Source organism: Flavisolibacter ginsengiterrae DSM 18136, assembly GCF_059568575.1.
This window is the reverse complement of sequence record NZ_JCANTR010000007.1, coordinates 34,370-59,655: the sequence shown is the minus strand read 5'-3', so window position 1 is coordinate 59,655 and position 25,286 is coordinate 34,370. Positions and strand designations below refer to the sequence as shown.

Here is a 25,286-nt window from a genome sequence, read left to right as displayed (position 1 = left end):
GAATAAATGTAGCATTCAAAATGAATAAGACCCAAAAATATTACCCGTGGATAGTTGTTGGCTTGTTATGGGTTGTCGCCCTGCTCAATTACATGGACCGTCAAATGTTGTCGACCATGAAGCCATCCATGCAAATGGATATTGCGGAGCTTCAATCAGCAACGAATTTTGGTTACCTGATGGCTATTTTTTTATGGATCTATGGATTTATGAGCCCCGTATCCGGAATCATTGCGGATAAATTCAACAGGAAATGGTTGATAGTTTTTAGCTTATTTGTTTGGTCTGCAGTCACCTATACCATGGGATATGCCACCACATTCAATCAACTTTATTGGTTAAGGGCTGTAATGGGGGTCAGTGAAGCTTTATATATTCCCGCAGGGTTATCACTTATCGCAGATTTTCATACCGCAAAATCAAGGTCATTGGCTATTGGAATTCATATGACCGGCCTATATGTTGGGCAAGCCCTTGGTGGTTTTGGCGCTACCATAGCGGATAAGTTTTCCTGGCATGCGACTTTTCATAGTTTCGGAATGATTGGCATTGGTTATTCCATCATATTGATGCTATTTCTAAGAGAAAAAAAGATTTCCGATTTTAATGGTCAAACCGATAAGATAGTTGTTCCCGACAAATCTTCCTGGTTAAAAGGCATGGCATTATTGTTTACAAATGTATCGTTCTGGATCATTTTATTCTATTTTGCTGTTCCCAGTTTGCCTGGCTGGGGAATTAAGAATTGGCTTCCAACATTGTTCGCAAATACATTGCATATTGACATGTCTCAGGCAGGTCCATTGTCAACATGCACGATTGCCGCTTCATCGTTCCTTGGAGTCATTTTTGGAGGGATCCTTTCAGATAAATGGGTGCAGAAAAATATCAGGGGGAGGATTTATACAAGTGCAATCGGCCTGGCATTAACGATCCCTTCTTTATTGTTAATTGGTTATGGAGATACGCTATTTCATATCATTACGGCGGCTTTTTGTTTTGGATTTGGTTATGGTATGTTCGATGCCAATAATATGCCTATACTTTGCCAGTTTGTCTCTGCCAGAAACCGTGCAAAAGCGTATGGCTTGATGAATATGGTAGGTGTATTTGCAGGGGCATTTATAACAGATTATTTAGGTAAATCGACAGATGCCGGTAATCTGGGAAAAAGCTTTGCCATGTTATCATCCATAGTGTTGGTAGCATTGATTGTTCTGCTTTATTTTTTAAGGCCCAAAGCCAATGATTTTGTAGACCTAGAGGAAGAAAAAAAATATACAGCTGTTGCAGAAGTATGATTTCTGGGAATGATGCTTTTGAACAAACCATCTGTCCTTAATAACATCAAATTATCAGTTGAAAAATTTATCATTTGCAATATCATTTGAAAGATTCCAGGCACAATCAATCTGCATATTTCCAGGATCGCCTTTTCTGATTGTTTATGCACAAAAGAATCATTATGGAATAAATTATATAAAATATTTTGCTGTATTTGTACTGTGTTTATTCAAACTGAGCTCCTCTGCACAGAATATTAAAGTTGCCTGTATAGGGAATTCTGTAACTTTTGGATTCACACATAAAAACCCTCAATCCACATCTTATCCTACTCAACTGCAGGAATTATTGGGTGCTAATTATGAGGTTAAAAACTATGGCATAAGTGGTTCAACGCTTTTGAAAAAAGGACACAATCCGTATTATAAAACGGCGGCATATACAGATATGCTTACTTTCAAGCCTGACATAGCAATAATACATCTTGGATTAAATGATACCGATCCCAGGGACTGGCCAAATTATGGTGATGAGTTTATGGCAGATTATTCATGGATGATTGAAACCGTAAGAAAAACAAATCCTTCCGTAAAAGTTTTCATTTGCAGGCTTACACCGATTTTCAATGGCCATCCGCGTTTTTTATCTGGAACAAGAGAATGGTATTGGCAAATTCAAAAACTCATTCCGCAAATAGCCAAAGTCAATAAAACAAGACTAATAGATTTTCACACGCCTTTGTACTCTCGTCCGGAATTATTACCTGACAATTTGCACCCAGATGAAGAAGGGGCTTCCATATTGGCTAAAACAGCATATCAACAACTAACAGGCAACTATGGAGGATTGCAATTACCAACTGTGTTTGCTTCGCATATGGTTCTGCAAAGAAATAAGCCCATTAGGTTTTATGGCACAGCCAATGCCCAGGAAAAGATTGAGGTGGTTTTCAATGGGAAAAAACAAAAAGTAATTGCAGATGAAAATGGCAAATGGGAAACAAACTTCCCTGCAATGGAAGCGGGGTCTTTGTTGAAGGCCACAATATCTTCTTTAAACAAAACCATAGTGCTGGATGATATTTTAATTGGTGAAGTTTGGTTCTGTTCCGGGCAAAGCAACATGGCTTTTCCCTTACGATCTGCCATCAATAAAAAAGATGAAATGCAGCAAGCCCAAAATAATACAACACTTCGTTTTTTGAATATGAAAGTTATTGCAGAAACTGATAACAATGCATGGGAACCTGCAATTCTAGATAGGATAAACAAACTCCAGTATTTTTCCGGCATCTGGGAAAAATGTGATTCAATTTCTGCTAAAAGTTTTTCTGCAGTGGCTTATTATTTTGCGAAAAGCTTACAGCAACAATTACATGTCCCGGTTGGATTGATTGAAGTGGCTGTAGGTGGCTCTGATACAGAATCATGGGTTGACCGCTACACTATGGAACAGGATCCGGAATTAGTGAATGAATTATACAACTGGCGTACATCAGATTTTTACCAGCAATGGGTGCGTGAGCGCGCCGAAATGAATGTAAAGAATGGCACCAATTTAAAGCAAAGGCATCCTTACGAACCTTGTTATAACTATGAAGCAGGTATTTCTCAATTTATAAATTTCCCCATCCAGGGGGTTATCTGGTACCAGGGTGAAAGTAACGCACATAATATTGAAATGCATGAAAAAGTATTTTCTAAACTGGTAGAAAGCTGGAGAAATAAATGGGGTTATGTGTTGCCCTTTTATTATGTGCAGTTGTCATCACTTAATCGCCCCTCCTGGCCTTCTTTTCGTTATAGCCAGTTGCATCTGCTAAATACTATTTCCAACAGTGGTATGGCGGTAACCAGCGATGCTGGTGATTCAATTGATGTACATCCCAGGAATAAAAGGATAGTGGGTGAAAGACTGGGCAGGTTAGCATTGCATTTTACATATAAACAAATGAAAATTGTGCCTTATGGTCCCATGCCAGTAAAAGCGCAAAGACTAAAAGGTGACATCGTGGTGTTATTTAGATACGCGGATCAATTAGGTACAGCAGATGGAAAGTTCTTACGTGGTTTTATGCTGAAGAACGAAAAAGGAGTAGCGATGGATGTAAAGGCTTTTATTCGAAACAATAAAGTTATTATACCGATTGGTAATAATGCAAAACCGGTTTCAGTGTTATATGGCTGGAAACCTTTTACAGATGCAAATCTTGTAAATGGAACACAATTACCTGCCTCCACTTTTAAAATTAATATTCAATGAAAAGATTGTTCGTCACTTTATTTTCTTTTATCCATTTCCTTATAGCTTTCAGCCAGGAAAAGGTTCCTGTTTTTATTTCCGGTACTGAAGGACATAAAAGTTATCGCATTCCCGCTATTGTAGGATTGCCTAATGGAGATCTTTTGGCATTTTGTGAAGGAAGGGTTAACGGCGCCGGCGATTTTGGAGATATTAATATAGTGATGAAAAGTAGTAAGAATGGGGGTAAAACCTGGAACTCCCTTATTACTATTGTAGATGCCGATTCTCTCCAGGCAGGAAACCCGGCCCCGGTTGTTGACCTGGCTGACCCATCTTTCCCCCAGGGTCGGATTTTTTTGTTTTATAATACTGGCAATAACCATGAAGGTGAGGTTCGAAAAGGAAATGGTTTGCGTGAAGTATGGTATAAAACATCAACGGATAATGGTAAAACATGGAGTGCCCCTGTAAATATTACTTTACAGGTTCACCGTCCTATGCAACCACGGGTTTATCCCGGTTACAATTTTGGCGAGGATTGGCGGAGTTATGCTAACACTCCGGGGCACGCCATGCAATTTCAAAATGGCAGGTACAAGGGAAGGATATTTATTCCTGCCAACCATTCTGCAGGTGCTCCAAAGGAACAATTTAGTGACTATGCTGCACATGGATTTTATACGGATGATCATGGCAAAACATTCCATTTGGGAGAAAGTGTTGCAATAGCAGGAAGTAATGAATCTATGGCTACTGAATTAAGCCATGGTCAACTTATGATGAATAGCCGGAATCAGAAAGGAGATGTACGTGCCAGGATAGTTTCCTTAAGCCGGGATGGAGGGATTACCTGGGATACCAGTTATTTTGATCAATCATTGATTGATCCTGTAAACCAGGGAAGTATATTAACTGTCGGAAAGAAAAAAGGGAGAAACATTATAGCTTTTTGCAATGCTGCTGATACTAAACGCAGGGATAATCTAACACTGAGGATCAGCTTCAATGATGGGAAAACCTGGTTACACCGATATGTGATTGATAAAAGCCCCGAAGGCAGTAAAGGAGATTATACAGCTTATTCCGATATGGTAAAAACCGGAAAGAATACCATTGGTGTGTTGTACGAAAAAAATGGATATAAAGAAATCGTTTTTACTAACATCAAATGGAAATAAATTTCAGGTACCTGTGGTAAATACTTAAAATAAGAACTAATAAAAATCTATTTAGAATGAGTTATACCTGGCAAGAACTGGTGGAGTTGCAGGAATTTTATTCCAATCAATTACTAAAAGATACCCTGCCTTTTTGGTTTCCCCGGTCATTTGATAAAGAACATGGTGGTTTTTTATTAATGAGAGATGCAGATGGAACATTAATGGATGACGATAAAGCTGTTTGGATCCAGGGCAGAGCTACCTGGTTATTGGCTACATTATACAATACGGTTGAAAGAAAGCAGGAATGGTTAGATGGTGCGAAGTTGGGTTATGATTTTTTAAACAAACATTGTTTCGACGAGGATGGACAGATGTTTTTTCATGTAACCCGCAATGGAAAGCCGATAAGAAAAAGAAGGTATTTTTTTTCTGAGACTTTTTATGTAATAGCCGCTGCAGCCTATGCCAGAGCCTGTGGTGATGAACAAGCTGCTCAGAATGCGCGAAATATTTTTACTCAATGTATTGCTTATGCCAACGGAGAAAAACAGCTTCCTTCAAAATTTACCCATACGCGTCCATCTAAGGGTATTGGTGTGCCAATGATCATGATCAACACGGCGCAACAGGTTAGGGAAACCATTGGTGATGATCGTTGTGATTCATGGATCAATAGGTGGATATCTGAGATCGAAAGGGATTTTGTCAAAGACGATATTCAATGCGTAATGGAACAGGTAGGGCCGGACGGCAGCATTATTGACCATATTGATGGACGTACGCTAAATCCCGGACATGCTATAGAGGGAGCCTGGTTTATTCTCCAGGAGGCTAAGTATCGAAACAACGACCCACAACTGGTGGCATTGGGTTGCAAAATGCTGGATTATATGTGGGAGAGGGGCTGGGACAAGGAATATGGAGGCATCTTGTATTATAAGGATGTTTTTGACTGGCCAGTTCAGGAATACTGGCAGGATATGAAATTCTGGTGGCCTCAAAATGAGGCGATCATTGCTACACTATTAGCCTTTTTAATGACAGGGAATGAAAAATATGCCAATTGGCATAAATTGATCCATGAATATGCCTATGCCCATTTTCACGACAAGCAAAATGGTGAATGGTTTGGATATTTACATAGGGATGGTAAAGTGGCTCAACCAGCAAAAGGAAATTTATTTAAGGGCCCCTTTCATTTACCCAGGCAGGAATGGATTTGCAGTCAAATTATTAAGGATCACGTGGAACGAAGTAATAATTACGTAAGCGCTGATGTTACACATAAATAAAAATCTCAGTTGGTTTATTGCGGGTATCATCTTCGCTGTGCTCTGGGCATCTGCTTCTACTGCAACTAAATTGGGCCTTACAGTTGCGCAACCTTTGATAATTGCTGAAGTACGTTTTGCATTGGCTTCCATTATTATGTTATTCATTGCTCACGTTATTTTAAGAAAGCGGTTGCCAATAAACGGCGAATGGAAGCAATTGGTGATGTACGGACTTTTGAACATCAGTATTTACCTGGGTCTTTACGTAGTGGCTATGCAAGACATAACAGCCGGGATTGGAGCATTGGCTGTTGCCACTAATCCCGTATTCATAAGTTTTCTTTCAGTTTTCTTTTTAAAAAAGAAATTGCATTATTCCCTCATTCTTGCGATCGTCGTATGTACACTAGGAGTAGTGTGTGCCTCCTGGCCTTTGTTGGGTAATGCTGCGGTAAGCGTAAAGGGGTTATTGATTTTGTTATTAAGCATGCTATCCTATTCTATTGGAGCTATTTATTTTTCGTCAAAGCAATGGAATGGATTGTCTCTGCTAACCATCAATGGATGGCAAACGTTGATCGGAGGATTGTTTTTATTGCCGGTAACATTTTTCTTTTATAACGGTTCTGGTAATCAATTTAACAACAGGTTTTGGTTATCAGTGGCATGGTTGGCCATTCCTGTTTCCATTTTTGCTGTGCAGTTGTGGTTATGGTTATTGCAGTTGAATGCCATACGCGCAGGCCTCTGGTTGTTTCTTTGTCCATTATTTGGCTTTATGATCGCAGCATTAATCATGCACGATTCTATAAATGCTTATACCATTGTTGGCGTTTTATTAGTGATAGTTGGATTGTTTTTATCTAAAATAAAAATTAAGACGAGTGAAGTTTTTCTTGACTGATAATGGCTTTGATCCCAGGACAAATAATTGTTGTTTGATTGTTGTTGTGGGTTAAAATGTTGTATTGTTCTTTTGGTGGGTAAGTAATAGGTGTGAAAGAATGAAAATGGAAAGGATGACAATATTCCCTTTTTATACATTATTGCAGGCATGCATCTTAAGATTGATCAACTGAAAATTTATTAAAAATTACTCCTTGAAATGCATAAATATTTCCTTTTCTTATTAATCCTGCTTGCTGGATTATTTTGTAAGGCACAACAAAAAACGGCCTATATAACCGGACCTTCAGTAACGCCGTATTACCAGCAGCGATACAGTTTGTTCAGTGCTTTGCCACAAACTTCCGGAGATATTATTTTTTTGGGTAACAGCATCACAGATGGAGGTGAATGGAGTGAATTGTTCCATGACCTGAGAATAAAAAACCGGGGTATCAGTGGTGACGTATCTGCAGGCGTATTGAACAGGTTGACTGAGATCGTAAATCGAAAACCAGGAAAGCTATTTGTCATGATAGGGATCAATGATCTTGCGAATGGAATATCAACTGATAGCCTTATTAAAAATATTTTGATCGTTGCAGATCAAATGCGTGAGCAGAGCCCAGGTACCAGGCTTTTTATACAGAGCTTATTGCCTGTAAATGACTTTTATGGCAAATTTGATGGTCACACCAAAAGGGGTAATGATATCCTGCTTGTAAATAAAAGCCTCCAGGAAAGTGCTTCATCGCATAATTATCAATTTATTGACCTGTTTCCTTATTTTAAAAATACCAAAGGAAAACTGGACACAGCTTATACTAATGATGGGTTGCATTTAACTGGTAAAGGCTACCAGTTATGGAAACATTTATTGTTTCCTTATGTATATGATGTGGAAGTTAATCCAGCTTTATTGCCATTGCCACAAAAATTACAATGGAATAAAGGGTTTTTTCCTTTGTATGCAAGCCAGACTATCAAAATCAATGATACAGCTATTTTAAGGCAAGGAGAGTGGTTGAAGGATCAGATTGAAAAATTGGGATATGTTATTCCCCTGAATAATGATGGTGGTAAAAATGTTATTGAATTAAAAATCGGGAAAGTTACGACTCCATTTTTTGAGGAAGAGGCCTATCGATTGAAGGTTATGCCTGAAAAAATTGAGCTGGTAGCTAATACTTCACATGGAATTTTCAATGGCATTCAAACACTGTTACAACTTGCTCGAACAGGAGTTTATCTGAATAGTTGTGAGATCACTGACTGGCCAGCTTTCAGTTGGAGAGGCTATATGATAGATGTTGGACGTAATTATATGTCAATCGATTGGTTGAAAGAGCAAATTGACCAGATGTCCCGCTATAAAATGAATGTATTTCATTTTCACCCGACAGAGGATATTGCCTGGCGTTTGGCTATTGAACAATATCCACAGCTTACAGCCCCTGAAAATATGTTAAGGGATAAGGGCATGTATTATACAGAAAATGAAATAAAAGAGTTGATTCATTACTGTAAGGAGAGATTTATCACCTTCATACCGGAGGTTGACATGCCCGGGCATAGTGCTGCTTTTAAAAGAGCTATGAAAACGGATATGCAAACTGATTCGGGATTAGTTATTGTAAAAAATATCCTTAAGGAGATCTGTGAAAAATATGATGTGCCATATATCCATATAGGTGCTGATGAAGTAAAGATTTCCAATTTAAATTTTATCCCGGAAGTCTCTGCTTACATCGAAAGCCTGGGCAAAAAGGTGATAGGATGGCAGCCTGGAGGAAATTTCACCGGTCAAACTGTTCGACAATTATGGATGGATGATGCAGGAAAGGTTATGGATAATTCAAAGATCCAATATCTTGATAGCAGGCATTTATATCTGAATCACATGGATCCTCTTGAAAGTGTTGTTACCATATATAACCGGCAGATAGCAGGAAAAGATCATGGTACTTCCAATGCCTTAGGTGGTATTATTTGTTTGTGGAATGACAGAGCGGTAGCTACAGGTGACGATATTTTAAAAATGAATCCTGTTTATCCTTCCCTATTGAGTTTTGCAGAAAGGAGTTGGAGAGGGGGTGGTCAGGCAGGATGGATATCAAATGTTAGTGATGGAGATAAAATTGGTTTTGCAGATTTCGAAAACAGGCTTTTGACCCATAAAGAACTTTATTTCAGAAACAAGCCATTTCCCTATGTAAGACAAACTTTATCGAATTGGCAATTGTTAGGTCCGTTTGAAAATAAAGGTAACCTGTCGGCTACCTTTTGGCCTGAAACAGAGATGGGTAAGGATTCGAACAGCCAGGGAATTTCTGTTACCGGGGGAACTATTGTACTGAGACATTGGTGGGCTCCCCTTATAAAAGGTGCAGTAAAAAAACCGAATGAAAATACAACCTGGTATGCGAGTTCCAGGATATGGAATGAAGTAGCAGGTGAAAAGGAGTTTTGGATTGGATTCTATAATCTATCCCGGTCAACAGCAACTGATTCACCACCACTAGGTGAATGGGATAATAAGAAGTCCGCAGTGTGGGTAAATGGAAACCTGGTGCCACCTCCTAAATGGAAGCACGGAGGGCAAAAAGGCAACCTTGAAATTCCTTTGGTGGATGAAGGTTATGATTACCGCGAAGCCACGAAGATCTATTTGGAAAAGGGATGGAATACTATATTGATTAAAGCCCCAATTGGAAGTTTTAAAGGGGAAAACTGGCAAAACCCTGTGAAGTGGATGTTCACTTTTGTTCCACTTTAGCAGAAAGAATAAGCAGGATGAAATCAAAACTTTAATTGTGGAGCCAGCCTGGTTATTTGCTCATAAAATAGTTGTGAATGAATATAAAAATAATGCTGAAACCTTTTTTTGTTCTCAACCTTGCCTTATTGATTGCTTTGGCGGCAATAGGACAGAGAGATACAATTCCTTTAAATAAAAACTGGCAATTTGCCATAGATAGCAATGCCTCTCTACCGGGAAATTTAGATTGGGAGAAAGCCCTTAAACATGTCAGTATAGTCCAACTACCCCATACATGGAATATTGCCCTGAAAACTCAAAATTATTATGGATGGGCATGGTACCAGAAAAAAATCAATATCCCGTCAAACTGGAAGAATAAAAATGTTGTGTTGAAATTTGATGGTGTTAACCACACGTCTATTATTTACATCAATAATAAAAAAGTAGCACAGAATTTAGGTGATGGTTTTAATAAAATTTCTATCCGCCTGGATAGTTCACTGAATTATGGAAAGGAAAATTGGCTCACACTGGCTGTGAATAATGATTATGGTAAGGAAAAAGTACCTTATGGAAGTTCTTTTGATTGGCCAAATGATGGTGGCCTTATTCGCCCTGCACGTTTGATTGTCAGCGATAAACCTGCTGCAACATATATGCATGTCACTCCTGAGTTAAACGTTTCCACCAACCAGGGGCATGTAAAGCTTAAGCTAGGATTCGACGAAAAAAACGATATTAATCTGAACATAGTTATAAGGGAGGAGAATCAACCTACTTCCAAAATTGTCTATAGCAAGGTAGTAAAGCCATTTTGGGTAGGAAAGGAAGCTATGGTTGAATTTTCACTACCTGATGTTCATCCCTGGCATTTTGACTTTCCCAATCTTTATCGTGTAGACGTTACCATAATGAAGGGAAGGGCCCGGGATAAGATCTCCGCTTGTATAGGGTTCAGGGAGTTAAAGTTTGTTGAGGATCAAACATTTCTCAATGGCGAAAGAATCAAGCTAATGGGTGTGGAATGGACAGCCGGATCTAATCCTGATTTTGGATTTGCAGAAACTGATACCCCTATTATCACTGCGATGGGAAAGCTCATGAAGGATGTGAATTGCATATTTAGTCGGCAGCATTTTCAACAAGGAAACGTGTTTTATGATTTTTGTGATCGCAACGGCATATTGGTGCAGCAGGAAGTTCCATTGTGGGGGCCAGAAACACCAGGTGGCGAAGGTATTCGTGATATTGCTACCAGGCAATTGGAAGCCATGATCAATAATTTGTATAATCATCCTTCCATTTTCTCCTGGGGTGTTGGTAATGAGCTGCGCGCCAGGGATGCGGATGTTAAACAAATGATCAGGGATCTCATGACAAAAGCACGAAACCTTGATCCTTCGAGGCATACAGCCTATGTCAACAATACTTTGACCCAGGGGTTTTATAATAGCCCAGGGTTTAGCCCTGATGCTGCTGATGATGGAGATTACCTGATGATGAATGAATATGGCGGAAGCTGGTGGCCAATTTCTGTTGGAAAGATTGGTATGTATCTGGATAGCGTGCATATGAGTTATCCTGAAAAGCCTTTCTTTATTTCCGAATTCGGCTTATGTGAACCCAATTTTAAAGGAGGTGATGAACGGAGAGTGGAAGATCTTATCTATCATATGGCTACCTATGAAAGTAAAACTTATATCGAAGGCGCTATATATTTTGATCTTACTGACTATCGTACGCATTACCCCGGTACACCGGAAAATAATAAATTCAGAAGAAGGGTGCATGGAGTGTATGATATGTATGGTCAGCCAAAACCATCTATGAAGGTATTGCGTGAGCTATCTTCTCCTGTAGAAGTGATGGGAGTTCATAATTCCAAAAAAGGAAAGATTGAAATTTCAGTGCAGGGAAGCATAGGCCTGCCGCAGCATATAGCCAGGGGTTATAAATTATACATTAGTGATAGTGCTGGAAATTATAAGAATACAAGAGCTTATGATATTCCAACCCTTCAACCAGGAGAGACAAAGCTTATTGAAGTTGATGATCTTTTTAACGGGGAAGGCATCGTTACCATCGTGAGACCCACTGGATTTATTGTGAGCCAAAAATCATTTTACCGGACTGCAGATGAGAAATAAGTTCTGCATCATACTATGTTAGAATACAAAATGGGTGATTTACTTTTTCACCTGGGCAAAGGTCAATACTCATTCAATAACAGAAGCAACGAATTGAATAAGGCGGGTAACTTCTTATTGGATTGTTGTTAGCACTTCATACAAAGTGACAATCCCTGACATCATAAAAAGTAAACGGGAGAGACACTGGCGGGAAACTGATTAATAAATGCCTGCTTCACTTGTGTTTACATCGCCAGCTAACTCTATAGATCTTATTAATGTTTCCGAATGGTGGAATTGGATTAAAAGGATAAACTGCAATACTCCGAAGGGCCAGGAAACAATTTAAGGCTTAATAAGCATGAAAAAGACTGCGCACAGAAGCTAAATGAAATATGCTATTAATACTCTTTTGCCTGATAGCCATTCTCGTAAAAAACAGTAGCCTTTTATAAATTTTAATTCTCTTTTGTCAAATCACACGGCTTTTTCCAGAGTCATTTTATCTCTTTCATTCTTTTTAAAATATTTTATAAGTTTTTAAATAATTTATTAAACTTTCCTATCTTCCATTAAATTTTACAATAGTTTTATCAATAATTACCCTGAAGTGACTAAACAAGATTCATATAAAAGAAACATAATCAAGCATTTATATTTTTCTGGACAATTATCATGTGCCGAATTAAGCCAATTAACGGATAAGAGTTTACCCCTGACCACTAAAATCTTAAATGAATTGATTGAGGAGGGTAGTGTTAAGGAATTGGGTTATGCTTTATCTACGGGAGGTCGGCGGCCCCAGATGTATTCTTTAAAGCCAGACCTGATGTATGTGGTGGGGGTTGCAATGGATCAATTAATAACCCGCATGGCCATCGTTGATATGCGAAACAATCTTGTCGGGAAGGTGGAGAAGTTTGAATTAACACTAAACAATAATCCCAATTCCCTGCAGGAGCTGCAGAGGAACATTTTAAACTTCATTAATCATTCAGGTATCCCGGTAAATAAAATAGCGGGCATTGGCATTGGTATGCCGGGTTTTGTAGATGTTAAAAAAGGGATCAACCATTCATTTTTGAAGGCAAATGAAGGAAGTATTGTTAGTTACATTGAATCGCAGGTCGGTCTACCCGTGTTGATAGATAATGATTCCAGCCTGATAGCATTGGCTGAGTTAAGACTGGGGGAAGCGCGCAACAGGCAAAACGTAATGGTGATCAATATCAACTGGGGAGTAGGTTTGGGAATGATCTTAAAAGGAGAACTATTCCGGGGCCATAATGGGTTTGCAGGTGAGTTTAGCCATATACCCTTGTTTACGAATAATAAAATGTGCAGTTGTGGTAAAAGTGGTTGTCTTGAGACCGAAACTTCATTGTTGGTTGTAGCTGAAAAAGCAATTGCAGGACTTAAAAATGGCAAGGTGTCTAGGTTGAAAAACCTGGTAATTGAAAATATTGAAGAAACAGCAGCTGCCATTATGGATGCTGCAGATAAGGGTGACAAATTTGCCGTTGAATTATTTTCTGAAGCTGGATATAATATTGGTCGTGGGGTCGCTATTTTGATCCATTTACTCAACCCGGAGTTAATAGTATTAAGTGGCAGGGGCGCCGGCGTGGGAAAATTATGGCTGGCACCTATCCAACAGGCAATCAATGAACACTGCATACCTAAGATTGCGGAAAACACAGAAATAAAAATTTCATCATTAGGCATCCAGGCTGAACTCATAGGTGCAGCTGCGTTGGTAATGGAAAACTTTGAAGTGCTGGAAACAGCAATAGAAAAAAATCCCGCAATGATGTGATAGCCTGATTCAATAATAAGATGTTCAATACCATAAAAATTTTAAAATCAAACTGCAATGAAAAGAATGACCTCAAAGCTTCTGCTTTGTTTGTTGCTGAATCTTTGTTTTGCTGTGGCAATGGCCCAGCAAAAACGGATTTCAGGAACCGTAAAGGATGGAATCGGTAATCCTATTGCCGGGGCAACCTATCATGTTAGGGGTACCAACATCAGTGGTGCAACGGATGAAAATGGAAATTTTAGTGTTGATGTAAAAGATGTTAACGCTGTAATTGAATTCACCTCCGTAAATTTTGCCAGTAAAGAGGTTACTGTTGGAACAAGCAATACATTAAATGTTGTATTGTCGGATAACAATAACAGTATGAATGAAGTAGTGGTAACAGCACTAGGTATCCGAAAACAGAAAAAATCTTTAGGGTATGCCGTACAGGAGGTAAAAGGGCAAACATTGGTGGAAGCAAGGGAGGTAAACCTGGTAAATGACCTTTCAGGAAAAGTTGCTGGTTTACAGGTGGTACGTTCTGGCAATGGCCCGGGAGGATCATCACAAATCGTTTTGCGTGGAAACAATTCATTAACGGGTACTTCCCAACCCCTTATTGTTGTAGATGGCGTACCTATGGATAATAACACAGGTCGTGTGGGCATTGGTTCTACCAATGATTTCTGGAACCCTTCTCTTGATATGGGTAATGGATTGAGTGATATTAATCCGGATGATATTGCGTCTGTTAGTATATTGAAAGGTCCTGCAGCAGCGGCCCTTTATGGATCGCTGGGTGGTAACGGTGTAATACTCATTACAACCAAAACTGGCAGAAAACAACCAGGCCTTGGTGTGACCGTTTCATCATCTGTAGGATTTGAAAGTATTTTTACCAGGCCTGAAATGCAGAACCTGTATGCACAGGGCAGCAATGGAATTTATGATTCACTTTCCACTGCAAGCTGGGGACCAAAAATAGCAGGCCAAACAGTTAATGATTGGGCAGGCAAACAGGTTATGTTGCAGGCCTATGATAATGCCAATAATTTTTTTAGTAACGGCATTGTTTCTAACCAGAATATTTCGATACAGCAACAGGTGAACAATACCTCTGTTTTTGCTTCTTATAATCGTTTCGATAATAAAAGCATGATTCCCGGCGCTAAACTTACACGTAATAATATTACGGCAAGGGCTGTTACCAAATTTGGGAACAATGATAACTGGACACTGGACACCAAAGTTCAATATATAAATGCTGTAGCTAAAAACAGGTCATTGGAAGGTCAAAACGGGAGCATTTTTGCAACTATATATGGGTTGCCCAGGTCTCTGAATATTCTCAATTTTGAAAATCCGCTTGACAGTAATGGAAATATGTTCTGGTGGCAAAAAGGGGCGGGCATGAACCCATATTGGGCTGCTAAATACAACCTGAATACGGATAACCGCGACCGCTATATTTTATATGCATCTTTAAAACACCAGTTTACCTCATGGTTAACAGGAGAATTGAATGGAGGTGCAGATATGTACACTACAAGTACAGAATCCAAAAGATATGGTGGAAGCCCGGGCAGTCAAAGTGGATCCTATGGTCTAGGCAAACAAACCTATCACCAAACCAATTATAGTGGCATGCTTACGGCCAAGAAGGATAATATTGTTGGCAGATTGGGTGGTTCAGTAATGGTAGGTGGCAACCTGATGGCATGGCAAAACAGCGCTATAGATATTAATGCAGGAACATTACGGGTGCCTAATTTGTTTTCAGTAAACAATTCTGTTGGTAATGCAGGTGTTAGCCAGGCATTTAGCCAGAAAAAAATCAATTCATTGTATGGCGCTGTGGAAGTGAACTATGATGGCTACTTGTTCCTGAATAGTACTTTTCGTAATGACTGGACTTCGGCACTTGCCCCAAAGAACAAATCTTATTTTTATCCATCGGTCAGCCTTTCTTATGTACTTACTGATATGATCAGTAATCATGGAGGCGATCTTCCTTCATGGCTAAGCTATACAAAACTAAGAGCTTCCTATGCTGCTGCAGGTAGCGATCTGGGCCCTTACGAACTTTACAATACGTATAGTGTGGGTACTGATCCAAATGGAAACACTACTGCATCAAGGAACGGTACACTATACGATTCCACCGTTAAAAGTCAACTGATCAAATCTTATGAAGCGGGTGTTGAAATGCGTTTCTTCCATAACAGGGTAGGATTTGATGTTTCAGTTTATAAATCTAATGCGATCCGTCAATTGATCAACCTTCCAATGGATCCGCTGAGTGGCTATAGTTCCATGAAAGTTAATTCCGGCAACGTTCAGAATAAGGGAATTGAAGTAACTGCTGATGCGCGCATTCTGGAAAGCCGGAACTCTTTGAACTGGACCCTGGGTGTCAATTTTTCCCACAACAAAAATACAGTGCCTTCCATTTATCCTAATATTGAACAGTACCAGTTAGGAGGTTTTGACAACATTAAGATCCTGGCCGTTGCCGGCCAGCCTTATGGTGAAATTTACGGAACTAAGCTTTTAAGAGTTACTGATGCTAAAGATCCAAACAATGGTCAACTGATTCTTACTTCAAATGGTCTTCCCAAAGCCACAACAGATATAACAAGGCTTGGTAACCAGCAGGCAGATGCTTTATTGGGAATATCCAACTCATTTTCTTATAAAGGCATAGGCCTTTCAGTATTACTAGATGCCAGGATTGGGGGCAGAATATTCTCTCAAACACTTGATAATATGCAACGCGCTGGTACGGCAGCAGTAACTGTAAATGGCGGAAACAGGGATTCCATGATTGTTCAGGGTGTGATTCCTGACCCGGGTGGTAGCGGGTTCATTGCAAATACAAAGAAAATTTCGACCCAGCAATATTGGGCAGCAATCGCGGGTACAGGAAATACCGGCATTACTGAAACCAATTTATATGATGCTTCCAATCTAAGAATAAGGAACATCCAATTGAGTTATACTTTACCCAAGACGGTGTTACAGAAGACATTTATTCAAAAAGCAATTGTATCTGTATCATGCAATAACGTATGGCTTATTAATAGTCACATGCATGGATTAGATCCCGAATCAGTATTTGCTACCGGGACAACAGCTGTAGGTTTTGAAAATGGAAGTGCACCAACCACCCGTACTTTTTACATCAACCTTTCTTTAGGGTTTTGATCATTAACTCTTTAATTCAAACAGTCATGAAACATATAGTTAGAAAAATAGCCTTACTAATCATACCTGCTCTGGTGTTTTCTTCATGCAAGAAAATAACAGACATCAATACAAACCCTGTAGCGGCCAGTAAAGACCAGGTGCAGGTGGAGTATTTTATTGATAACTCCATTATTCATGCGCAAATGAACCCGGATGCATCCGAACGAACGTTTGTGCTTTACTGGGTTCCGGCAGGCCACCAGATCAGCGATGCGGACGGTGCAACCTTTTCATGGGCCGATTATAACGATGGATGGATCTCAGCGTATTATAATAACCAATCCGGTGCTTTGAACTATATAAACAGCGCCATAGATGTTGCTAAACAGCAAATAGCTGCCGGTACCAATAAAAATTATACAAATAATTTAATGCAGGTTGCCCGGATATGGAGAGGATACCTGCTTAGCGAAATGAGTGATAATTTCGGTCCCATGCCCATCGAGGCATTCCAGGGTGTGAACCCTGAATTTAAGGATGTTAAGAATGTTTATTATTTCATCCTTTCTGAATTAAAAGATGCCACTGCAAAACTGGATCTTTCCATCACCTCTCTTCCCTCAGATGTTACAAAAGAAGATCCTGCCTATGAATTTAATTTTTCCAAATGGCAGGCCTATGGTAATTCTTTGAGGATGAGACTAGCCATGCGTTTATCGGAAGTGGATGCAACAAAAGCCCGGGCTGAATTTGAAGATGCCGCTAAAGGAAATCTGCTTACCAATGCATCACAGATCTTCCAGGTACAGGAGAAATCAGGTTGGGATGATCTTTCAGGAATGTATTCCCGTTGCTGGTATCAGTTACCTGAGGCCGTAACTTTCAATAACCTTGTGGTAAACCTTGGCAGCGTTACATCACAACAGCAAATTCCTACTGTGGTTAAAGACCCGCAGGGACAGGCTGCTGCTGTTGCTAATATTAAACCGGCAGACTATGCAGGTCAATATTATCCGGTACAATTAACCTCCAAAACAAACAATCCATTTGCAGCTTATTGGTTAGATGGCTTACCAAATACTATAGACCCCAGGTCTTACCAGATTTTTTATATGCCAGGAAATAGCAGTGATCCTTCCTTCCCTAATGGTACATGCGGCGCAGTTACTGCTAACACAACCGGTAAGGTAAAAGATGCAAGTGGAACAGTGATAAAAACCATTGACGGTAAATTCACCTGGAATCCTACACCGGATGGTAACTGGGGTATCAAGGGTGACTGGCATAATACACTTTTCCAGGGACAGGATATTGGTGCTTCTACCGGCATGTCTCCCTCGTTGAAAAATCAATTCAGAACGCAAAATGCAAAAAGGGTATTCTTTGGCCCCTGGGAAACGTATTTCCTGTTGGCTGAAGCTGCCGTAAGAGGTTGGACAACTCCTGTCGATGGGCAAACTTCGTATGAAACCGGTATTGCAAAAAGCTTTGAATATTGGGGAGTTTCATCCTACCTGGGTTCTTACATTGCCTCAACAGATTATAACAGGGTGGGTACTTCTGTCAGCTGGACCCATACTGCAGAACCTGGCGATAGCCATGTAATGAATTATGTTGATGGAATAACCGGGGCTCCCGGAACAGCCACCATTGCATATCCTGTAAACAATTTATATAAAAACGGAACAGTTAGAAATGACAAGCTTACAAAAATTATAACTCAAAAGTTTATAGCACAGACGCCCTGGCTGCCATTGGAAACATGGAATGACCATCGGCGCCTTGGGTTACCATTTTTTGAAAATGTGGTGTTGGAAGGTCCTATACAAACACTCCCTAAACTTAACAGCAGTAATTATATGACCAGCCAGGTTCAGTTCTTCCCGCAAAGAATGAAATATCCTTCTGGTTTGAAAAATAGTAATGTAAATGGTTATAACCAGGCGGTAGATGCATTGGGTGGTACAGATGAAGTGCTTACTCCATTATGGTGGGCTCAAAAATAGTAGTCAGTTTCTCATATAGCAGTGCTTGTATTTTCATAGCCCCTATTTCCATAGGGGCTATTTTCAAAATTCCCATATCTTTTTTAGAGCAATTGGATAGGATAATCGGGAAGTTTCCTGGAGGATATAATAGACTTTTAGGGCAGTAATTGAGATATAGTTTTCAATGCTAAATTTTATTAATAGGCAAATTGATTTTATATGATACGGTGTCGACTTTTTATTGTGGTATTTCTCTTATTTGCAACTAATGCCAAATCCCAAAAAAATTATGCTTTATTGGTCAATCCTTTTATTGGTACTGGTGGACATGGGCACACTTATCCGGGTGCAAGCATGCCATTTGGCATGATGCAACTAAGCCCTGATACAAGATTGGAAGGCTGGGATGGATGCAGCGGTTACCATTATTCCGATTCCCTGATCTATGGTTTTTCACATACACATCTGAGCGGCACTGGTATTGCCGATTATTGTGATATCCTGTTAATGCCTTTTGCAGGGGAAGTGAAATGGAAGAATAAGGAATATGCATCTCCGTTCTCTCATAAAACAGAAAAGGCGCATGCCGGTTATTACGAAGTTTTGTTGGAGAAGAACAAGATCAGGGCGGCTTTGACAACTGCTACACGTGCTGGCATCCATGAATACACCTTTCCTGTAGATAGTAAAGAAGGTAAAGTTTTATTGGACCTTCAACACCGTGATGAGGTATTGGAGTCATCAATTGAACTGGTTAACGCTTATGAAGTACGGGGCATGAGGCGAAGCAGGTCATGGGCTGCCGATCAATCTGTGTTCTTTTTTATGAAGTTTGAAAAGCCCGTCAAAGAATATGGCATTGCAGTAAATGATACTTTGCAAAAGGACCTGAAAACCGCAAATGGAAAAAACATCAAAGCTTATTTTGGATTTGACTTGCCTGTTGATAAAAAAATTCATGTGAAGATTGGCATCTCAGGTGTAAGCATGGAAAATGCAAAACTTAACCTCGAGGCTGAAATCATTAACTGGGATTTTCAGCAAATAAAAACTAACGCGGAAAAGGCCTGGAACAAAGAACTGGGGAAAATTGAAATAAAGGACAGGAACACAGATCAGCAAACTATATTTTATACAGCATTATACCATGCCTGTTTAGCACCCAATACTTATACTGATGTTAATGGCCAATACCGCGGCACTGATCAAAAGATCCACCAGGCAAATAATTTTACTAATTACAGTGTATTTTCTCTATGGGATACCCATCGTGCCTTGCACCCACTGATGACCATTATCAACCGCAGGCGCACGAATGACTGGATCAATACTTTTTTAGCACAATACCAGTATGGGGGTATGTTGCCTGTTTGGGAACTGAGTGGTAATGAGACCTTTTGCATGATTGGTTATCATTCAGTGCCTGTAATAGTTGATGCATATCAAAAAGGTATTCGGGATTTTGACCAGCAACTGGCATTAAAAGCAATGACTGATTACGCAGAAAGTAACCGCTTTGGTTTACATGAATACCAGGATTTTGGATTTGTAAGTAATGACAAAGACCATGAAAGTGCATCAAAGACCGTGGAATATGCTTATGATGATTGGTGCATTGCACAATTTGCTAAATGGTTGGGTAATGATTCAGTCTCTAGGAGATATTTATCAAGATCACAGAACTATAAAAATTTATTTGATCCTTCCACAGGTCACATCCGCGGCAAAGTGCAGGGTTTTTGGTATTCACCTTTCAATGCTACTGAGGTAAATAATTTTTATACCGAAGGGAACTCCTGGCATTACTCTTTTACTGCCCAGCAGGATATTGATGGATTGATCCAGCTGCATGGAGGAAGACAGCATTTTGCTGATAAGCTGGATGAATTATTTACCACATCAGAAAATCTTAGTGGTCGTGACCAGGCCGATGTTACAGGATTGATTGGCCAGTATGCCCAGGGCAATGAACCCAGTCACCATATGGCCTATCTTTTTAATTATGAGGGTAAGCCATGGCGCACACAACAGTTGATACACAAGATCTGTACAGAGTTTTACACCAATAGTCCTGATGGTTTAATTGGAAATGAGGACTGTGGCCAAATGAGTGCCTGGTATGTATTAAGTGCAATGGGAATATATGAAGTTACACCTGGCAGCGGTATCTATTCCCTGGGTACCCCATTGTTTGATGAGGTAAATATCCATATGGAAAATGGTAAAACCTTTTCCATAAAAGCAAAGAACAGAACTGCCACTAATTTTTATGTAAAAAATGTTTTGCTGAATGGCAAATCGCATCCTTCCACCTTTATCAATCATTCAGAAATTGCTAAAGGGGGCACCCTGGTTTTTGAAATGAACAACCAGCCAGATACCACAAGAGGAGTGAGGGTGCAGGACATGCCACATTCTTCTGTTAATGCTAAAGGATTTGTAGCTGTTCCCTTTTTCGATATGAGTACTAATAAATTCAAAACAACCCTGACGGTTGCAATGAAGGCATTGGATAAAGACGCCATTATTTATTACCGCATAAAAGATAAAAATATACAGCCAGCCAATTTCGTTCGGTATACAAAGACTTTTACAGTAAGTAATACCTGCAATGTTGATTTCTATGCAGAAAAAGATGGTGTGAGATCAGCTATAGTTACACAAACTTTTTACAAAGTTCCTTCCGATAGGACTGTAAGCGTTGAAAGTCAGGTTAATCCAATGTATACTGCTGGAGGAAAAGAAGCGTTGATTGATGGAATAACCGGGACAAGTAACTGGAAGACCGGTGAATGGCAAAGTTATTTTGCAAAGGATTTCGTAGCAGTCATCGATCTGCAAAAAATAAGACCGGTGAAGCATGTTGGAGTTCATGTCCTGCAGGATGTAAGTCCCTGGATCGTTTTTCCCAAAGAAGTGCAGTTCGAGATCAGTAATGATGGACAAACTTTTCAACCCTTGACAAGGATTGAGAATAAAATTTCTATGGATGAAAAAGGACCGGTGGTACAGGAATTGGGTGGGCCGGTAGATGCCGTAGGTCGCTTTGTAAAAGTAACAGCAAAAAATGGTGGTGTATTACCTTCCTGGCATGAAAGTGCAGGTCAGCCAACACATATATTCATTGATGAAGTGATCATAAAATAATCAATATAAAACTGTACGCCTTGGCTCTTTACAGTCAAACATGCCAATATTTTCATTCAATTTTTAGAAGAACAGTTATGAAGCGATATTTCTTTGTATGTTTCTTTCTCCTGTTATATGCAACTTCATTTTCTCAGGTAAACACTAACCCTGATGCTATTGAAAAGAAAATGCAATGGTTTCAGGATGCCAAACTTGGGATCTTCATTCATTGGGGCATCTATTCCGTAAAAGGTATTGGCGAAAGCTGGAGTTTTTATAATAAAGAGATCAGTTATGATGACTACATGAAACAATTAAAAGGCTTTACTGCAAACCATTATCAACCTGAAGAATGGGCAGCGCTGATCAAAGAAGCCGGGGCCAGGTATGCTGTGATTACTACCAAGCACCATGACGGGGTTGCATTGTGGCCAACAAAGCAAGATCATTTTAATATAGCTGACAATACTCCCGCAAAAAAAGATGTGTTACTGGCTTTTTATAAAGCGCTGGACAAACAGGGAATTAAACGTGGAGCCTACTTTTCATTGATTGACTGGAGCCATCCGGATTATACCGGATTTTTAAAAGATAGTAGTAGATACAAGATCGCTGAAGATCCAAATCGTTGGCATAGATTCAGAAATTTTGTGCAGGCACAGATCAACGAGGTCAATACTTCATTCAGGCCTGACCTGTGGTGGTTTGATGGCGACTGGGAGCACAGTGCTGAAGAATGGGAAAGTGCAAAGCTGCGAAGCAGCATTTTACAACAGAATCCCTCCGCAATCATTAACGGCCGCCTTCAGGGCTATGGTGACTATGAAACACCCGAACAAAATTTCCCGGTAAGTCGTCCAAAATACAGATGGTGGGAACTTTGTATGACCATCAATAATAGCTGGGGATACCAGCCGAAGGATTCAGCATGGAAAACGCCATTTGAAATTATTTCATTGTTCGCAGATGTTGTGAGTAACGGGGGCAATCTTTTATTAGATATAGGCCCAAAGGCCGATGGTACGATACCTGCACAGGAAGTTGCAGTTTTGAAAGAATTAGGAAACTGGAATAAGAAACATGAAGAAGCAATCTTTGGCACTTTGCCAGGGTTACCCCAGGGACATTTTTACGGACCTACTACTTTATCAAAAGATTCCGCCTCTTTGTATCTGTTCTTACCTGGTGGAACTACTGGCAATGTTATGATCAAAGGGCTAAGCAATAAGATTCAACATATCCAGGTGTTGGGCTCAGGGCAAACTCTATCACATAAAGTTGTTGGTAAGATTTCATGGAGTCCCGTGCCGGGCATTGTATTTATTAATGTGCCGGAAAAATATAAAGATCCTTATATGACGGTTCTGAAAATAAAATTGGAAGGACCGGTAAAATTATACAGGGGGCAGGGAGGCTTGAATTAAATATAGAGGAATAATGATAAATACAATTCCAGTTCCTGCATTTAAAAAATATACAATTATTCCCGTATTAGCCATGTCATTTTATTTATTTAAATGATTAGGGCTTGAAAAATTGCTTTTTATATAAGGCACAATATAAATTGCCAGGTAACTTTTATAATCTTAAAGATGATCAATCATTTCTCTACAGTCAGTAGCTGAAAATATCGATAGATGATTAAAATCAATTTGTAAAGATTCATTTATTTATCAAGAGACTTTATTTTCACTTTACATTACCAGGAAAAAGCTTCGGGGTTAAAGATTTACTGTCAATAAAATGAACCGAAAGCTTTTCATTAGATTTCCTGAGCGCCATTTTTTCTAAACTCATTTTTTAACTTTTGACAACCGGACAAGAATGAATTCAAATGAAGATTTGCAGGATGTAATCAGGCTTGAGAAAAATTCGCGCTCATTAGATCCAGAAGAGCAATTTCGCTTGGCAGCATGGAAACAGGCATTTGATTACGCCAATCAATTCCTGAATGAGCTACCGCAACTGCCTGGCTTTGGATATAGTGACTTTCAACGGCTCTCTTCCATAAAGATTGAAGAAAATGCAAAACCTATTGAAACTATCCTGGAGGTTTTACGAACAGAGGTTGATGTCTCAGGCATCTCTAGCGCTTCTGGAAAACATTTAGGCTTTATTCCCGGTGGTGGACTATGGGCCAGTGCACTGGCTGACTTGCTTGGAGACATTGCCAACAAATATTCAGGAATAGCATTCTCCGGCCCGGGATCAGTTAAAATCGAAAACCAGGTAATCCACTGGCTAACCAGCATTATCGGTTATACTGGGCAAGCCTTTGGTCACCTGACCTCAGGCGGTTCCATTGCTAACCTCATTGCAGTCAAAGCAGCCAGGGATTTTCATAATATCAATTCCACCAATGTTAGAACCTCTGTAATCTATTATGGCCAGCAAACACACCACAGCGTGTACAAGGCATTGCATATTACAGGACTCCACGAAGCAGTGCAGCGAATAATTCCACTCACTGATAATTACCGGGTTGACATAGTAAAGCTTGAACAACAACTAGCCAAAGACCAGGAAGCAGGGTTAAAGCCATTCCTGGTGGTAGCATCTGCAGGAACGACCGATACAGGTGCAATTGACCTCCTGGATGCAATGGCTAACCTAAGCGAACAATTTGGGACATGGTTTCATGTTGATGCGGCCTATGGCGGCTTTTTTATGCTGAATGATGAAATTAAGGATAAGCTAAAAGGCATTGAGCGAAGTGACTCAGTAGTGCTTGACCCACATAAAACCTTGTTCCTTCCATTTGGTTCTGGTGCGGTTTTGCTAAAAGATGGTAGCCGGTTGCTGGCATCCAATTCATCGAAGGCATCATATTTAACTGACACAGAAGGTATAGAAGATATAAGTCCTGCGGACACAGGGATTGAATTGACCCGGCCCAATCGCGGGTTACGCATGTGGCTTCCACTTCAGCTTCATGGCCTCGCACCTTTTAAAGCCTGCCTGCAGGAGAAACTACTGCTCATCCGCCATTTCTATACAGAAATTAAAAAGCTGGGATTTGAAACAGGACCATTCCCTGATCTAACGGTTGTCATTTTCCGCTATCCAGGTGACAACGATAACCAGCTTAACCAACGATTGATAGAAGCCATTCATGCAGATGGAAGGGTGTTTCTTTCTTCTACAAGAATTGAGGGGAAACTTTGGTTGCGTTGTGCTGTGGTCAGTCATCGTACACACCTTGAAGAAGTCAGTTTGACATTGCAAATGATCCGGGAAAACATTGAAAAAATTGTTCGTTAATCCGTTTCCCAATTTCTCAATTCTTTTTTTAAGAGCTGTTGTTATTATCTATTCATAAAATTGTATTACCTCACTTTCTATAAAGTTGGGAATAGCTTGCAATTCAAGGGAAGCATTATTGAGAAGGTATGTGCCAATACTTTATTCGCAGTGATAAATAAGGAGACAGTGATGTTAGGTA

Annotated in this window: 13 protein-coding genes; all 13 read left to right on the top strand. The window is 39.8% G+C overall.

All coding sequences use genetic code 11. From position 1 onward, the window contains the following. The first annotated feature begins 20 nt into the window (after nt 1-20). The 13 genes from BP74_RS09120 (at nt 21) to BP74_RS09060 (ending at nt 25,105) form a co-directional block, all read left to right on the top strand. Nucleotides 21-1,301 carry an MFS transporter gene (locus tag BP74_RS09120; RefSeq protein ID WP_496373292.1) on the top strand — a complete coding sequence of 427 codons (1,281 nt, stop codon included), beginning with the start codon at nt 21-23 and terminating at the stop codon, nt 1,299-1,301. Nucleotides 1,302-1,359: 58 nt separating this feature from the next. Continuing rightward, a complete protein-coding gene (locus tag BP74_RS09115; protein WP_496373290.1) occupies nt 1,360-3,546 on the top strand; it encodes a GDSL-type esterase/lipase family protein in 2,187 nt (728 codons plus the stop codon). After that, entirely contained in the window at nt 3,543-4,706 is a 1,164-nt protein-coding gene (locus tag BP74_RS09110; protein ID WP_496373288.1) for a sialidase family protein, read from the top strand. The genes BP74_RS09115 and BP74_RS09110 overlap by 4 nt, the downstream gene beginning before the upstream one ends. Before the next feature lie 56 nt (nt 4,707-4,762). Further along, on the top strand, nt 4,763-5,983 hold the full coding sequence (locus BP74_RS09105; RefSeq protein WP_496373286.1) for an AGE family epimerase/isomerase: 1,221 nt from the start codon (nt 4,763-4,765) through the stop codon (nt 5,981-5,983). Then, the gene (locus tag BP74_RS09100) at nt 5,967-6,869 is read left to right on the top strand and encodes a DMT family transporter (RefSeq protein WP_496373284.1); all 903 of its coding nucleotides are present in this window, start codon (nt 5,967-5,969) and stop codon (nt 6,867-6,869) included. The genes BP74_RS09105 and BP74_RS09100 overlap by 17 nt, the downstream gene beginning before the upstream one ends. Nucleotides 6,870-7,070: 201 nt before the next feature. Continuing rightward, nucleotides 7,071-9,626 (top strand): family 20 glycosylhydrolase, encoded by a 2,556-nt coding sequence (locus BP74_RS09095; protein ID WP_496373282.1) that lies wholly within the window; start codon nt 7,071-7,073, stop codon nt 9,624-9,626. Between the two features lie 77 nt (nt 9,627-9,703). Further along, complete coding sequence (locus BP74_RS09090) at nt 9,704-11,758, top strand: glycoside hydrolase family 2 protein (RefSeq protein ID WP_496373280.1); 2,055 nt, start codon at nt 9,704-9,706, stop codon at nt 11,756-11,758. A 592-nt stretch (nt 11,759-12,350) separates the two neighbouring features. Beyond that, complete coding sequence (locus BP74_RS09085; protein ID WP_496373278.1) at nt 12,351-13,556, top strand: ROK family protein; 1,206 nt, start codon at nt 12,351-12,353, stop codon at nt 13,554-13,556. A gap of 57 nt (nt 13,557-13,613) precedes the next feature. After that, on the top strand, nt 13,614-16,745 hold the full coding sequence (locus tag BP74_RS09080) for a SusC/RagA family TonB-linked outer membrane protein (RefSeq protein WP_496373276.1): 3,132 nt from the start codon (nt 13,614-13,616) through the stop codon (nt 16,743-16,745). A 26-nt stretch (nt 16,746-16,771) separates the two neighbouring features. Then, the gene (locus BP74_RS09075) at nt 16,772-18,733 is read left to right on the top strand and encodes a SusD/RagB family nutrient-binding outer membrane lipoprotein (protein WP_496373274.1); all 1,962 of its coding nucleotides are present in this window, start codon (nt 16,772-16,774) and stop codon (nt 18,731-18,733) included. 201 nt (nt 18,734-18,934) lie between these two features. Continuing rightward, entirely contained in the window at nt 18,935-21,862 is a 2,928-nt protein-coding gene (locus BP74_RS09070; protein WP_496373272.1) for a GH92 family glycosyl hydrolase, read from the top strand. Between the two features lie 77 nt (nt 21,863-21,939). Next, nucleotides 21,940-23,268: an alpha-L-fucosidase gene (locus tag BP74_RS09065; RefSeq protein WP_496373270.1), complete on the top strand. Its 1,329-nt coding sequence runs from the start codon at nt 21,940-21,942 to the stop codon at nt 23,266-23,268. Nucleotides 23,269-23,668: 400 nt separating this feature from the next. Beyond that, nucleotides 23,669-25,105 carry a pyridoxal phosphate-dependent decarboxylase family protein gene (locus BP74_RS09060; RefSeq protein ID WP_496373268.1) on the top strand — a complete coding sequence of 479 codons (1,437 nt, stop codon included), beginning with the start codon at nt 23,669-23,671 and terminating at the stop codon, nt 25,103-25,105. Nucleotides 25,106-25,286 lie beyond the last annotated feature (181 nt).

Excerpts from the sequence above, each read along its gene's own strand:
- BP74_RS09100 (WP_496373284.1), top strand. The coding sequence starts at position 5,967 with ATGTTACACATAAATAAAAATCTCAGTTGGTTTATTGCGGGTATCATC.
- BP74_RS09080 (WP_496373276.1), top strand. The coding sequence starts at position 13,614 with ATGAAAAGAATGACCTCAAAGCTTCTGCTTTGTTTGTTGCTGAATCTT.
- BP74_RS09090 (WP_496373280.1), top strand. The coding sequence starts at position 9,704 with ATGAATATAAAAATAATGCTGAAACCTTTTTTTGTTCTCAACCTTGCC.
- BP74_RS09065 (WP_496373270.1), top strand. The coding sequence starts at position 21,940 with ATGAAGCGATATTTCTTTGTATGTTTCTTTCTCCTGTTATATGCAACT.
- BP74_RS09070 (WP_496373272.1), top strand. The coding sequence starts at position 18,935 with ATGATACGGTGTCGACTTTTTATTGTGGTATTTCTCTTATTTGCAACT.
- BP74_RS09095 (WP_496373282.1), top strand. The coding sequence starts at position 7,071 with ATGCATAAATATTTCCTTTTCTTATTAATCCTGCTTGCTGGATTATTT.
- BP74_RS09105 (WP_496373286.1), top strand. The coding sequence starts at position 4,763 with ATGAGTTATACCTGGCAAGAACTGGTGGAGTTGCAGGAATTTTATTCC.
- BP74_RS09060 (WP_496373268.1), top strand. The coding sequence starts at position 23,669 with ATGAATTCAAATGAAGATTTGCAGGATGTAATCAGGCTTGAGAAAAAT.
- BP74_RS09120 (WP_496373292.1), top strand. The coding sequence starts at position 21 with ATGAATAAGACCCAAAAATATTACCCGTGGATAGTTGTTGGCTTGTTA.
- BP74_RS09075 (WP_496373274.1), top strand. The coding sequence starts at position 16,772 with ATGAAACATATAGTTAGAAAAATAGCCTTACTAATCATACCTGCTCTG.
- BP74_RS09110 (WP_496373288.1), top strand. The coding sequence starts at position 3,543 with ATGAAAAGATTGTTCGTCACTTTATTTTCTTTTATCCATTTCCTTATA.